This window comes from Deltaproteobacteria bacterium, assembly GCA_012522415.1.
GTDB lineage: Bacteria > Desulfobacterota > Syntrophia > Syntrophales > JAAYKM01 > JAAYKM01.
This window is the reverse complement of record JAAYKM010000040.1, coordinates 1-13975: the sequence shown is the minus strand read 5'-3', so window position 1 is coordinate 13975 and position 13975 is coordinate 1. Positions and strand designations below refer to the sequence as shown.

Here is a 13975-nt window from a genome sequence, read left to right as displayed (position 1 = left end):
GAATGATAGAATATGCTTTCAGGAAGCGTAGTTAGAACAGAGACTCCCTGACCGGATTGTCATAAAACCTCCTGACCTCAGCACCCGGTATCATAAACGGTGAATACGAGAACCAAGATCAGACGCATCCTCCGAAACCGCCTTGTACTCCTGGACGGCGCGACGGGAACGGAGCTACAGAAAAAGGGCATGCCCACCGGAACCTGTCCGGAGGTCTGGTCCCTCCAAAACCCCGATGATATGGCTGATATTCATCGGGCATACGAGAGCGCGGGGGCGGATGTCGTCTATACCTGCACCTTCGGAGGGAACCGCCTCAAGCTCGACCAGTATGGGATCGGCCATGTAACGGAAACAAACCGGCGCCTGGCCCTCCTGGCCAAAAAGGCTGTAACCGGTGCGACCCTGGTTGCCGGGGATATCGGCCCAACGGGCCGCTTCGTCGAACCCTTCGGAGACCTTTCCTTTGCGGATGCCGTCCATATTTACACGGAACAGATGCGGGGACTCATCGACGGCGGGGTCGATCTGCTGATCATCGAAACGATGCTGGACATCCAGGAGGCCCGGGCGGCCCTGATCGCCGCGAAGGAGCTTTCCGATATCTACACCATCGTCACCATGACCTTCGAGGCCAACGGACGCACGTTGAACGGGACGAACCCGCTGGCGGCCCTGATCACCCTTCAGAGCCTCGGTGCCGACGCCGTCGGCTGCAACTGTTCGACGGGCCCGGAGACGATGAACGCCTTCATCACCGTCATGAAGCCCTTTGCCAAGGTGCCGCTGGCCGCCAAACCCAACGCCGGGCTGCCGAAAGTCGTGGACGGAGTCACCTGTTTTGATATGGCGCCGGACGTATTCGCCGTCCAGACTGCGCGCATGGCCGACTCCGGGGTGAATTTCATCGGCGGCTGCTGCGGGACAACTCCGGACCATGTCCGGGAGTTGAAAAAAGCCCTTGCCGGGCGACCGGCCATTGTGCCGGCCTGCAAATCCATCAGCGCCGTGAGTTCCTCTACAAAGGCGAAAATATTCGGAAAATCCGCTCCGTTGGTCATCGTCGGCGAACGGATCAACCCAACGGGGAAAAAAGAGCTCCAACAGGAATTGCTTGCCGGGAAATACACCCTGGTCCGGCAGATGGCAAAAGATCAGGAACTGGCCGGAGCGGATCTGCTGGATGTAAACATCGGTGTCCCCGACATCGATGAGAAGAAAACAATCAAGGATATCGTATATTTACTTTCCACAACAACGGAGATCCCCCTGGTCATCGATTCCTCCGACATCGATACAATTGCCACGGCCCTTCGCCACTATCCCGGGCGGGCCCTGATCAATTCCATTTCGGGCGAGCCGGACAAGACCAAACGCCTCCTCCCCCTGGCCGCAAAATACGGCGCCATGTTCATCCTCCTTCCGCTGACGGAGAAAATTCTGCCGGAAACGGCGGAGGAACGGATCGCCATCATCCGCGACCTCTTCAGGGAGGCCCGTGCTTACGGGTTTACCAAGGAAGATATCGTCGTGGACGGCCTCGTCATGACGGTGGCCTCCGATCAGGCGGCGCCGGTGGAGACGCTGAAAACCATCGACTGGTGTACCCGGAAATTTGGATGCCGAACGATTGTCGGCCTGTCGAACGTCTCCTTTGGACTCCCCGAGCGGCGCTGGATCAACGCGACCTTTCTGGCCATGGCACAACAGGCGGGCCTCACCATGGCGATCGCCAATCCGGGGATTCCCGAACTCATGGCGGTGAAACGGAGTGGTGATGTTTTGCTGGAACGAGATCCCCAAGCTTCGGCCTACATTACCCGCTATTCCTCCGAGGAGCCCGCCGTGACCGTTGCCCCGGAAGAAAACGAACTGACCTCACCGGAAAAACTGACCCGGGTCATCCTCGATGGCAACAGGGACGACATACTCGATGTGATCCGGGAAAACCTGGAACAGGGATATGCCCCCGGCCTCCTGGTCGATGAAATCATGATTCCCGCCATCAACCGCGTCGGCGACCTGTACGAACAGAAACGCTATTTCCTTCCCCAGCTCATGGCAAGCGCGGAAGCAATGAAAGAGGGGATGGCGCACCTGGAACCCATCCTTGCCAGGGAAGGTGCCGCCAAGGCGAGAGGCGTCATCCTGATTGCGACGGTCAAGGGGGACATCCACGACATCGGCAAGAATATTGTGGCCCTCCTGATCCGGAACCAGGGATATGTCGTAATCGACCTGGGCAAGGACGTCGCCGCGGAAACGATTGTCGCGGAAATAAAAACACGACGACCGGACGTGGTCGCCCTGTCCGCCCTCATGACAACGACCATGGTCAACATGAACGAGGTGATCGATCTGGCCCGTCAGGAGGGCGAAACCTGCCCCTTCATGGTCGGCGGCGCCGTCGTCACAGCCGCGTTTGCCCAATCCATCGGCGCCCACTATTCCAAAGACGGCGTCGAAGCGGCGAAGATGGTCGATGCGTTATTGAAAAACCGACGGGGGAAAAATCCCGCGGGTTGAAATCCCCGAACACGCTTTATCACGACACGCCTTGTCATGATCGGCCGAAGGGAGAAACCTGCAGACACCGGCGGATAAAAATCAAAATGCCCCACCTCCGTCCGGGATGACCCAGGGAGGTTCCCCCGCCGACCACACGGCCATATCCTCGTCGTGGAATTCCGGTGAGAACGGCTTTTTATTTCTGCACATATGGACACATTTTAAGGAGGTACCACGCGTGACCGACCCAAAACTTCGTCTCATTGAAATCGTTCTGGAGAAATCCTTCCAGTACCGGGACAACCCGCCCTTCACACTGGCTTCAGGGAAACAGAGCAGCTACTACTTCAACTGCAAGCCGACGACCATGGACCCGGAGGGTATGAACCTGATCGGGAAACTCCTCTTCTCCATGCTGAAAGACGCTGGGATAACGGCCTCAGGGGGACTTACCCTCGGCGCCGATCCGATCGCCAACGCCCTGGCGGTCATCTCCTTTCAGGAGGGGAAACCCATCAAATCCTTCACGGTCCGCAAGGAAACCAAGGGCCACGGCACCAAAAGCAGGATCGAGGGCAGCCTGCAGCCGGGTGAGCGGGTTGTCGTTCTGGACGACGTCATCACCACGGGCGGCTCGACCATCACGGCCATCGAGGCGGTCCGGGAAGCGGGGCTGATCATTGACCGGGTGGTCGCCTTCATCGACCGCGAGGAAGGAGGGCGGGAGAATATCCTGAAGTACGTGGACCGGGTGGACCCCATCCTGACCCGGACGGAGGTCATGGCGGTGTACCGGACCCGCGCCCCCGAAAAACCCCGGGGTTAGGGAGACGGAAACGGGGCCTTGCGGATTTTCTCGCCGCTACGAACGCGCGGAAGGCCTCCTGAACCGGCGGCAACGCCCCGCGACGAGACGGCTCCCCCGCATTCGCCGGGTCGAAGGGACATGGGGGGAAGGCATTAACGCCGGTTGTCCCGCCCCGAGGCACCGGATCTTCAGGCATGTTCGATCCGCAGTTCATTGACCCGGAGATGGGCCCGCCGGAGGGGTTCGGGGGACCGGTAGCCGCGGCAGCAGGACAATACGAATTCCGCCGCGCTCTCCCGTCCGATCCGGTGGCCCGGGGACACGAACAGGGGCCTGACGTTTTTTTTGGTTCGGAGAACCTTCCCGACAGGCTCCCCCTTGTAGAGGAGTTCGGACAGATCGCCCCGGTCCATCCCCGGGGGCTCGTACTCGCCGACCAGGCGGGTTTTGGCGCAACCGATGGTCGGCACATCGATGAAAAGCCCCATGTGCGACGCCAAACCGACGCCCCGGGGGTGGGCAATGCCCTGACCGTCGAATATGGCGAGGTCGGGCGTTCGGGACAGCCCTTCAAACGCCCTGAGCAACGGCGGCCCTTCCCGGAAGGATAACAGACCCGGCACATAGGGAAAACGCACGCGTTCCATCCAACATGCCTCCTCCAGCACTTCGAGGGCCGGGTAGGAAAAGAGAAGCACCACGGCAAAAAAAAGATCCGAATGGCGGGAGTAGGAAATGTCGGCGCCGGCCACCGTTTTAGGAGGCGCTCCTCCGGGCTCATCCCCAAGCACCAGCTTATCCCTCAGTTTTTGCTGGATGAGGATGGCTTCGGCACATGTCACATCCCATCGGTGGAGCATCACGATTTTCATTTCATTTTCCCCCTCAACACGTTGCATACCGCAGGGGTTTCCTTTTTCTGCGATTGCGTTTATACTGGCGCCACACCCATTTCATATAAGGGATTCGCCATGAAAAGGAAAGGAATCAACACACCGGCAGACTTCCCCGACACGCCGGAGGGACCGTTTCTTCATCCCGGGCCGGAGAAAGCATCGACCCATCCGCCCGTTATCGACGGCGACCTCTACAAGACCCTCGCCGACAGCTCACAGGTCGGTGTCTATATCCTGCAGGGCAGACGCTTCCGCTTCGTCAACCCCCATATCCGGGAGTACGCCGGGTACTCGGAAGAAGAGATGCTCAACATGGACCCGCCGTCAATCATTCACCCGGCGGACCGGAACACGGCACGGAAAAACGCCATACGGATGTTGAAGGGCCGGCGTTTTTCCCCTTACGAATTCCGTATCATAACGAAAGACGGGCGGGTCAGATGGATCCTGGAAACGGTCAAGTCCATCCGGTACCAGGGTGAGAGGGCCGTTTTAGGCAACTCCATGAACACGACGGAACAGAAGGAAGCCCGTAACCGTCTGGAGGAACTGGAGGCGCTGGAGTCCTCCATCCTGGATGCAATCCCCCACGCCGTCGTTGGCCTCCGCGAACGGGTGTTCATCTTCGCGAACAATGCGGTCGAGCAGGTGTTCGGCTGGCGGCCCGCGGAACTCATCGGTAAAAATGTCCTCATCCTCTACCGGAATGAGGCGGACTACGACGAAATCGCCCGCCGTTTTTACACGGCCCTGGAAACCCGGCGCACGTTCAGTACGGAATTCCCGGCCCGTCGCAAGGACGGCCGGGAGATCCTCTGCATGATGAAAGCCTCCCGAATCGGCGCCACCCTACGGGAACGCAAAATCGTCGTCACTTACGAGGACATTACGGAACAGAAGCGGGCGAGGCAGGAACTCGAAACATCCAGGGAACAGCTCCGGAACCTGTCCCTCCACCTTCAGTCGATCCGCGAAGAGGAGCGAACCCGTATCGCCCGGGAAATTCACGATGAGCTGGGGCAGTGCCTGACGGCCCTGAAGATGGATATCGCCTGGTTGGGCACCCGCATCAGGGACGTGAATACGGCCCTCGCCGGGAAAATTGATTACATGTCAAATCTGATCGACGGCACCATCGACACGGTCCACCGCATTTCTTCGGACCTGCGACCGGGGCTTCTCGATGATTTGGGGTTGACCGCCGCCATTGAATGGCAGACTCAGGACTTCGAGCGTCGTTCAGGGCTTCCCTGTCAGGCGGACTTGTCCATCGAGGACGAGGGAATCGACGGCCGAGTGGCCACGGCCGTTTTTCGAATTCTCCAGGAAAGTCTGACCAACGTGGCCCGCCACGCCGCGGCCTCGCGGGTATCCGTAGGGCTGTACGGACGGAACGGAACCCTGGTTCTCGAAGTCGCCGACGACGGTCGGGGGATCACCCAAAAACAGATTGACGATCCCCGTTCCTTCGGACTGATCGGCATGCGGGAACGGGTTCATCCCTGGGGCGGAATCGTGACCATAAGCGGCAAGGAAAATCGGGGAACCCGGGTGGTCGTCACCGTACCCCTGCCGGAAAGCATGGCAACACCATGATCAAAATCCTTGTTGTCGATGACCATGCCATTGTCAGGGAAGGACTCAAGCAGATTCTCGGCGATGAGGAGGACATGGCCGTTCCGTCCGAGGCGGGAACCGGCGGGGAGGCGATGAACCGTATCCGGGAACGGCATTTTGACGTCGTTCTGCTGGACATTTCCATGCCGGGTCGAAGCGGACTGGAAGTTCTCAAGGACATCAGGACGGAAAAACCGAAGCTGCCCGTTTTGATCCTCAGCATCCACCCGGAGGAACAGTATGCCGTTCGGGCCCTGAGGGCCGGGGCGGCAGGCTATATGAACAAGGCGAGCGCCCCCGCTGAATTGATCGACGCTGTCCGCAGGGTTGCCGGCGGCGGAAAGTACGTGAGTCCCTCCCTGGCGGAAAAACTCGCCTTTGAACTCACGGCGGATCCTTCGAAACCGCCCCATGAACTCCTCTCCAACCGGGAATACCAGGTTATGATCATGCTGGCCGCCGGGAAAGGCGTGTCCGAAATAGCCGGGGAGTTGTGTCTCAGCGTCAAGACCATCAGCACCTACCGGGCCCGTGTCATGGAAAAGATGAACATGAAAAGGAACGCGGATCTGACCCTGTATTCCGTACGCCGTCACCTGCTCCCGGGTTCCTGAACAATCTCGCCCCCGGAGGACACGGCGGGAACCGAAGCCGCACCGCCCACCGCGGGGCCCGGCCGCTCCGCGTAAGATTTTTGTTGACAAGGCGAAATTTTTCCTCTATCAAACGGCTATCTTACGAGGACTGGTTTGAATTCAAGGGGACGGGAACCATGGAACACATCATTTTTCCCATGATCATTATCAAGGACATAATTAGCCCCATCGACATAGGGGACCTGATAATGGTGTAGCCTCAACACGCGAGAAAACCACAAACCGTTGTCAGGCAAACCTGACAGCGGTTTTTTTTTACAACAAGGAGACCGTTCATGAAGACAATGGATGTTTTAGTTTACGATACCACCCTCCGGGATGGGACCCAGGGGGAACAGATCAATTTCTCCGCCGAGGAAAAATTGAGAATCGCCCGGCGCCTTGACGAAATGGGTTTTCATTACATCGAGGGGGGCTGGCCCAGTTCCAACCCGAAGGATCTGCGTTTCTTTGAAATGGCCAAAAAGGTCAACTTCAAAAACGCCCGCCTGACCGCCTTCGGCAGCACCCGGCGGGCGGGGCTGCCCCCGGAGGAATGCCCGAACCTGAAGGCCCTCCTGGAGGCCGAAACCCCGACGGTCACCCTTTTCGGCAAAACGTGGGATCTGCATGCAACGGACATTCTCGGTGTGAGTCTCGAGGAAAATGAAGCCATGATCCACGACTCCGTCGCGTATATGAAATCGAAAGGCAAGGAGGTCGTATACGACGCGGAGCACTTCTTCGACGGATACAAGAACAACAAGCCCTACGCGATGAAAACGATTGGAACCGCCCTGGCCGCCGGAGCCGACTTCATCGTCCTGTGCGATACCAACGGCGGAACCATGACCAACGAGCTGACCGATATCATAAACGAGGTCGTGACCATCATGCCACCGGATCAACTCGGCATCCATGTGCACAATGACTGTGCCTTGGGGGTGGCCAATTCCATCGCGGCCGCACGGCTGGGGGTCAAAATGGTGCAGGGCACGATCAACGGCTTCGGCGAACGCTGCGGAAACGCCGACCTGATTCCCATCATCGCCAACCTCCAGATCAAGCTCGGCATACGGTGCCTCTCCGGGGAATCGGTCCGGCATCTGACCAATCTGTCGAACTTTGTCAGTGAAGTGGCCAACGTCCCCATCCTCCATTCACGACCCTTCGTGGGGAAAAGCGCCTTCGCCCACAAGGGGGGGGTCCACGTCAGCGCCATTATCAAGAACGCCGCCGCTTACGAGCATATCGAACCGGAACTCGTCGGAAACGAACAGCGGGTTCTGGTCTCGGACCTGTCCGGTAAAAGCAACATCGAATACAAGGCGCGGGAACTGGGGGTCGACCTCGGCCTGGATGAGGGAATGAGTCGTCGGATTGTTCAGAGGATCAAGGAAATGGAGGACAAGGGATACCAGTTTGACGCCGCTGACGGGTCTCTCGCACTGCTCATGAAAAAGGCCACGGGCGAGTTCGAAGAGCCCTTCACCCTGGAGTGTTTTCATGTCATCACCTCCCAAATGCAGAACAACCCCGCCACGTCGCAGGCAACGATTAAAATTTCCGTCGGCGGAGAGGTGGAGATCACCGCAGCGGAGGGAAACGGGCCGATCAACGCCCTGGACCGCGCCCTGAGAAAAGCCCTGGCGACGTTCTACCCCGAAATCACCGACATGTATCTGGTGGACTTCCGCGTCCGCATCCTCGAGGGCAGCGACGGAACCGGTGCCATGGTGCGGGTGCTTCTGGATTCCCGGGACGAAACGGACTTCTGGAGCACCCTCGGCGTCTCCACAAACGTCATCGAAGCCAGTTGGCACGCCCTGGTGGACAGCATCCAGTACAAACTGAGCAAAGACCACCTGAACAAGAACATCAAAACGGACTGACCCCGCGTAAAATCATCCCATTTTTGCATTCATGCCATTGCGGACGGGATTTTTTTCTGTTATAGGATTTTGAAAGTCCAAAGGCGGACGGGATTCATCCGCATGGCTTAGGCGAAGATGATTTTATGCTGGTTTCTCTGCACGAGCAAAACCCCCAGATGCGCTGGATCAAGAAGGCGGCGGAAATCCTGCGGCAGGGGGGTATCATAATCTATCCGACCGATACGGTGTACGGTCTCGGCTGCGATCTGTTCAACAAAAAGGGAATCGAAAAAATTTACGACATCAAGAGGAGAGATCGCAAGAAACCTCTCAGTTTTATATGTTCCGACCTGAAGGATATCAGTCGATACGCCCAAGTTTCCGATTTTGCTTATAAAATCATGAAACGGCTCCTGCCCGGCCCCTACACGTTCATTCTTAAGGCATCGCGGGTCGTCCCCAAAATCATCATCCCCAAAAGACACACAACGGGTATCCGTGTCCCGGACAACCGCATCTGCATGGCCCTGGTGGAAGAACTGGGGCATCCGATCATCAGCACCAGCGTCAAAAACGAGGAAGGTGAATTCATCACGGAACCTCAGGAAATGGAAAAAAAATTCCGTCATGTCGTGGATCTGGTCCTCGACGGCGGCATAGTCTCTCCGGCCCCCTCCAGTGTGCTCAACCTGGTCGACGACGTCGTGGAGGTTATCAGAATCGGCAAAGGCGATGTAAGCGCCTTCCAATAAAACCGTTTTTGCCGGACCCGCCTACACAGGGACAGGGCTGCGGCAAAAGGACAAGGACATTTATGAAACACCACATGTTGGTCAACGCGGTCCATCAGGAACAGAAACGGATGGCCACAGTTGACGAAAACGGCAAGCTTCTGGAATTCAACATCCAGATGTCGGCGAAAGAACCGACGACAGGGAACATCTACAAGGGCGTGGTCCTGAAGATCGAAAAGGGCCTCCAGGCGGCTTTTATCAACTACGGCGCCCAGAGAGATGGATTCCTTCCCCTGCGGGACGTGAACCCCGCCCTGGTTCTGGGAGAAGGGGAATCCTCCCATGACCCCACACCGGGACGCCCGATACTTCGCGCCGGCCAGCAAATCCTGATCCAGGTGATACGGGAAGAAACCGGGAACAAGGGGGCCCTCCTGACGGGTTTTATTTCGTTGCCGGGACGCTACCTCGTATTGCTCCCCCACAAGGAAAGCAGCGGCATTTCCCGGAAAATCGACGGCGAGGAAGACCGCAAACGTCTGAAAGAACTGGTGGCCCAGCTCAAGATCGAGGAAACCATGGGCTTCATCATCCGCACCGCGGGCTACAACCGGACAAAGCAGGAACTTGCCCGGGACTACAATGTTCTTTCCCGGCTCTGGCAGGACATCACGAAAACCGCAAAATCCGTCGCCGCCCCGGCCCTGATTTACCAGGAAAGCGATTTCGGTGTCCGCACCCTGCGGGATTACTTCACATCGGAAATCGAGGAAATCCTGGTGGACAACGTCGAGACCTTCCGGAAAATGCGGGCTTACTGCAAAGCCGTCGCACCACGAAACGTTCGCATGATCAAGCTCTACAAGGAAAAAACCCCCCTCTTCGACAAGTACAATCTTGAAGAACAGATCCAGATCATTTACCAGGAACGGGTCAATCTCAAGTCGGGAGGATACATCATCATCAACCCGACGGAAGCGATGATCACGATCGACGTCAACTCCGGCCGGGCCTCCAACAAGAAAAACATCGAGGAAACGGCGTACAAAACCAATATCGAAGCGGCGGAGGAAATTGCCCGCCAGTTGCGGCTCCGGGACCTGGGGGGACTGATCGTCATCGATTTTATCGACATGATGGACAAAAAACACCAGGGCGAGGTGGAGAAGGTCTTCAAAAAAGCCCTGAGCCTCGATCGCGCCCGAATCCAGCTCGCCAAAATTTCAAAGTTCGGCATCCTGGAATTGTCACGGCAGAAAAAGCAATCGACGATCCAGGAGATCAGTTATACGTCCTGCCCTTTCTGCAAGGGAAGCGGCGTTCGTCCTTCCCTGGAATACACGGCCTTGAGCGCCTTCCGAAAACTGGAAACCCAGGCCGTGAAGGGCCGGGTTTCGGAGATGAAGGTATGCCTGCCCCACGAGGTAGCCCACTACCTTCTTAACCAGAAACGCATGGGGATTTGTCGCCTTGAAAACGACTACAACCTTGCCATCCTCATCACCGGCAGTTCGGAAGTCAGCTGGGATACCGTATCGATCACGGCAACCAGGCGTGAGCCCCCCATGGAACCGCCCCTCCCTTCACCTGAAACGGCGGAGGCAAAGGTGGGGGATAAAGCCTCAAAGGATCCCCCTGGGCAACCCAAGGCAGGGCGGACGTTGACACCCCCTCCCACCCAGACCGCCGGGGCCCCCCTCGCGGGTCCCGCGGAAACGGACGATGCGGCGGTGATACCTGCCGAAGCACCGAAGAAAAAACCCCGTCGGCGCCCCCGCCGACACAGACAAAAAACGACGGAACGACCGGATGACGGAGCCGTTGCCGCGCACGCGAACTCCGACGCATCCCCCGCCGTACCGGATACATTGGATCAGGATATCACAGACCAAGATGACTGAACCCTGACGGGGACACCCTGCCGCTTTCCCCCCGGCGCAGGAGAGCCGGACCGCCGCGCGGCAGGCCGGGACACGGAACGCTCGGGGCCGCGGCCGCCTATTTGCCGAGCGCCTTGGAGCGCAGGGTTGCCGCCTCGACGGCCCTGATCAGGGTCGCGCGGAAATTACCCTCTTCGAGGGCCTTCAATCCGGCGATGGTGGTGCCGCCGGGGGACGTGATCATGTCCTTGAGGGCCGCCGGGTGCTTCTGTCCCTCCAGACAGAGCATGGCCGCCCCCAGCATCGTCTGGGCCGCCAACTTCCGGGCCGCCTCCCGCGAGAGTCCCATCAGGACCCCCGCGTCGGAAAGGGCTTCGATCATCATGAAACCGTAAGCGGGACCGCTGCCGCTCAGCCCCGTGACGGCATCCATCAGGTCCTCCGTAACCACAACGGATATCCCCACGGCATCGAAAATCTCGAGGGCCGTGGCGATGTCGTCCTTTTCGGCATACCTCCCCGGGGCCAGGGCCGCGGCGCCGTAACCGATCAGGGCCGGCATGTTGGGCATGGCCCGTACAACCCGGGTTTTCTTCTCCAGGGCCTCTTCAATGGAAGCGGTGGAAACACCCGCCGCAATGGAGATGAGCAGGGTCTTTCCCCCCAGGGCTCCGCGAATTTCCCCGAGAAGCTCCCGTATGTCCCCGGGCTTGACCCCCAGAATGACAATGTCCGCTCCAGCCGGGGCGCTCCGGCTGTCCCCCGCCGGCCGGACACCGTATGTCCGTTCGAGTTCTTCCAGACGATCCGCTATCCTGTCAAAAACGGTGATCGCCTCCGGTTTCATCAGGTCCCGGGAAAGGATCCCCGCGAGGAGCCCCTCTCCCATTCTACCCGCTCCGATGAGGGCCATCTTCTTCTGCAGCATACCCGGATCTCCCTTCTTGTTAAGGATGTCCCGTGAAAATCCGATATTTTCCCCATCGTGTCAACCTCAAATCATGACGACGAAACGGCGATCCACCCGGAATAATCCGCCTATCCCCCTTCCGGTCTTGTTTTTCCCGGATTATCTATGATAGACAGGACATACGATTTTAACCAAACCGTCTCAGACGGTTCTATAAAATACATTCGTTCGTATCAGGAGGCTCCATGTTTGTCCTCGGAAATCTCATCGCCGTTTTCGCCAAGCTTCTCTATTATGTCCTCTATATCTATATGTGGGTCATCATTATCCGGGCCCTGCTCTCCTGGGTGAACCCCGATCCCTACAACCCGATTGTCCGCTTCCTGTACCGGGCCACGGAACCCGTACTCTCCCTTGTCCGTCGAAAACTTCCCTTCGGTTCAACGGGTATCGATTTTTCACCGCTCGTCGTCATTCTCGTTATATGGTTTTGCCAGGAATTTCTCGTGCGGACCCTTTTCGAAATAAGCATCCGTTTTCGATAATGATTACCCCTCGAACGGCGTCATGACATGCTGCCACTTAAAGAAACCCGTCACGGCATCACCTTTCCGGTACAGGTCGTTCCCCGCGCATCGAAATGTGAAATCACGGGCCTGGTGAACGGCCTCATCAAGATCCGCCTGACGGCCCCCCCCGTAGGGGGGAAGGCCAACGAGGAATGCCTCCGTTTTCTGTCGAAGCGGCTGGATATCCCCGGAAACCGTCTGTCCATCGTCTCCGGCCGGACATCCCGCCGGAAAGTCATCCAGGTCTCCCGCATGGGGCTCGACGAATTGGCGGGGCTTCTGAAAAAGATCATTCCGAAAACACCGATGCCTGACCTGTTCGAAAACGGCGGGAAGGACGAAGAGCCGTGAAACACGGGGAGCACACCCAAGTGGCCAAAGCCGCCGGGGTGGTGGGCCTGGCCACCATGTTGAGCCGTATTTTCGGCTTCATCCGCGACATGGTCGTTGCCGCTTTTTTCGGGGCCGGCGTCGCCACGGACGCCTTCTTCGTGGCCTTCCGCATCCCCAATCTTTTAAGACGTCTTTTAGGCGAGGGGTCCCTCACGGTTGCCTTCATTCCGGTCTTCACGGAATATCTGACCAGAAGATCCCGTGAAGAAGCCCTCGAACTGGCCAACACCGTTTTTACCGTCCTGTCGATCATCCTCGTGATCGTCTCCCTGGCCGGGGTTGTCCTGTCCCCGCTCATCGTCTGGGCCATGGCCCCCGGTTTCGCCGCCCTGCCCCGCCAGTTCGAACTGGCCGTCTTTTTAACCCGGATGATGTTCCCCTACATCTTCTTCATTTCCCTGGTTGCCCTCTGCATGGGCATCCTCAATTCACTCCGCCATTTTGCAGCCCCGGCCCTGTCCCCGGTGATCCTCAACCTGTGCATGATCGTGGCCGCCCTGTCACTGCGCCGTTTTTTCGACGAACCGATCACGGCCCTGGCGATCGGTGTCATGGCGGGGGGGGTGCTGCAACTGGCCATGCAGTGGCCTTTCCTCATAAAGATGGGTGTCCGGCTGAAGCCAAACGTCCATTTCCGCCACCCGGGTTTACGGCAGATGGGGCGTCTCCTCATCCCCACCCTGATCGGCTCCGCCGTTTACCAACTGAATATTCTCGTCGGCACGATCCTGGCCTCCCTGCTGCCGAAGGGAAGCGTCTCCTACCTATACTACGCCGACCGGGTTGTGGAACTGCCCCTGGGTGTTTTCGCCATCGCCATAGGAACGGCCACCCTTCCCAGCCTGTCCGAGCAGGCCTCCAGGGGCTCTTTTGAAGAATTGAAAAGGACCCTGTCCTTTTCGCTCCGGTTGATTCTGTTCATCACGATCCCGGCGACGGTGGCCCTCATCATGCTCCGGGTCCCCATTCTTTCGGTTTTGTTTCAACGGGGCGCCTTCACCGCCTCTTCATCCATCCTCACCGCCCAGGCCCTTTTCTATTACGCCCTGGGCCTCTGGGCTTTCTCGGTGATCCGGGTCATCGACGCGGCCTTTTTTGCCCTCCAGGATCGGAAATCACCTCTGAAAGCCGCCTTCGTCGCCCTTCTGGTC

General features: G+C 58.2%; 12 protein-coding genes. 10 read left to right on the top strand and 2 right to left on the bottom strand.

Translation table 11 applies throughout. The features are described 5' to 3' along the window. The first annotated feature begins 99 nt into the window (after positions 1–99). Both GX147_03520 and pyrE read left to right on the top strand, forming a co-directional pair. Entirely contained in the window at positions 100–2526 is a 2427-nt protein-coding gene (locus GX147_03520; protein NLN59773.1) for a dihydropteroate synthase, read from the top strand. A 106-nt stretch (positions 2527–2632) separates the two neighbouring features. Continuing rightward, entirely contained in the window at positions 2633–3334 is a 702-nt protein-coding gene (gene pyrE / locus GX147_03515; GenBank protein ID NLN59772.1) for an orotate phosphoribosyltransferase, read from the top strand. Between the two features lie 170 nt (positions 3335–3504). Here pyrE and nfi read toward each other — a convergent pair whose 3' ends face one another. Then, positions 3505–4188, bottom strand: a complete 684-nt coding sequence (gene nfi / locus GX147_03510) for a deoxyribonuclease V (GenBank protein NLN59771.1) — start codon at positions 4186–4188, stop codon at positions 3505–3507. A gap of 99 nt (positions 4189–4287) precedes the next feature. Here nfi and GX147_03505 point away from each other — a divergent pair, with 99 nt between their 5' ends. The 5 genes from GX147_03505 (at position 4288) to GX147_03485 (ending at position 10973) form a co-directional block, all read left to right on the top strand. Beyond that, positions 4288–5808, top strand: coding sequence for a PAS domain S-box protein (locus GX147_03505; GenBank protein ID NLN59770.1), 1521 nt, complete (start codon positions 4288–4290; stop codon positions 5806–5808). Continuing rightward, the gene (locus tag GX147_03500; protein ID NLN59769.1) at positions 5805–6443 is read left to right on the top strand and encodes a response regulator transcription factor; all 639 of its coding nucleotides are present in this window, start codon (positions 5805–5807) and stop codon (positions 6441–6443) included. The genes GX147_03505 and GX147_03500 overlap by 4 nt, the downstream gene beginning before the upstream one ends. A 326-nt stretch (positions 6444–6769) precedes the next feature. Then, positions 6770–8356, top strand: a complete 1587-nt coding sequence (locus tag GX147_03495) for a citramalate synthase (protein NLN59768.1) — start codon at positions 6770–6772, stop codon at positions 8354–8356. A gap of 125 nt (positions 8357–8481) precedes the next feature. Next, a complete protein-coding gene (locus tag GX147_03490) occupies positions 8482–9090 on the top strand; it encodes a threonylcarbamoyl-AMP synthase (protein ID NLN59767.1) in 609 nt (202 codons plus the stop codon). A gap of 62 nt (positions 9091–9152) precedes the next feature. Next, positions 9153–10973: an Rne/Rng family ribonuclease gene (locus GX147_03485; protein ID NLN59766.1), complete on the top strand. Its 1821-nt coding sequence runs from the start codon at positions 9153–9155 to the stop codon at positions 10971–10973. 97 nt (positions 10974–11070) lie between these two features. On the opposite strand, the gene proC is transcribed toward GX147_03485, so the two are convergent. Then, positions 11071–11880, bottom strand: coding sequence for a pyrroline-5-carboxylate reductase (gene proC / locus GX147_03480; GenBank protein NLN59765.1), 810 nt, complete (start codon positions 11878–11880; stop codon positions 11071–11073). Positions 11881–12107: 227 nt separating this feature from the next. Between proC and GX147_03475 the strand changes: the two genes are divergently transcribed. The 3 genes from GX147_03475 to murJ all read left to right on the top strand — a co-directional run. After that, positions 12108–12407, top strand: coding sequence for a YggT family protein (locus GX147_03475; protein ID NLN59764.1), 300 nt, complete (start codon positions 12108–12110; stop codon positions 12405–12407). 27 nt (positions 12408–12434) lie between these two features. Then, positions 12435–12782 carry a DUF167 domain-containing protein gene (locus GX147_03470; protein ID NLN59763.1) on the top strand — a complete coding sequence of 116 codons (348 nt, stop codon included), beginning with the start codon at positions 12435–12437 and terminating at the stop codon, positions 12780–12782. Positions 12783–12838: 56 nt separating this feature from the next. Next, on the top strand, positions 12839–13975 hold a 1137-nt coding region (gene murJ / locus GX147_03465), incomplete at its 3' end, for a murein biosynthesis integral membrane protein MurJ (protein ID NLN59762.1).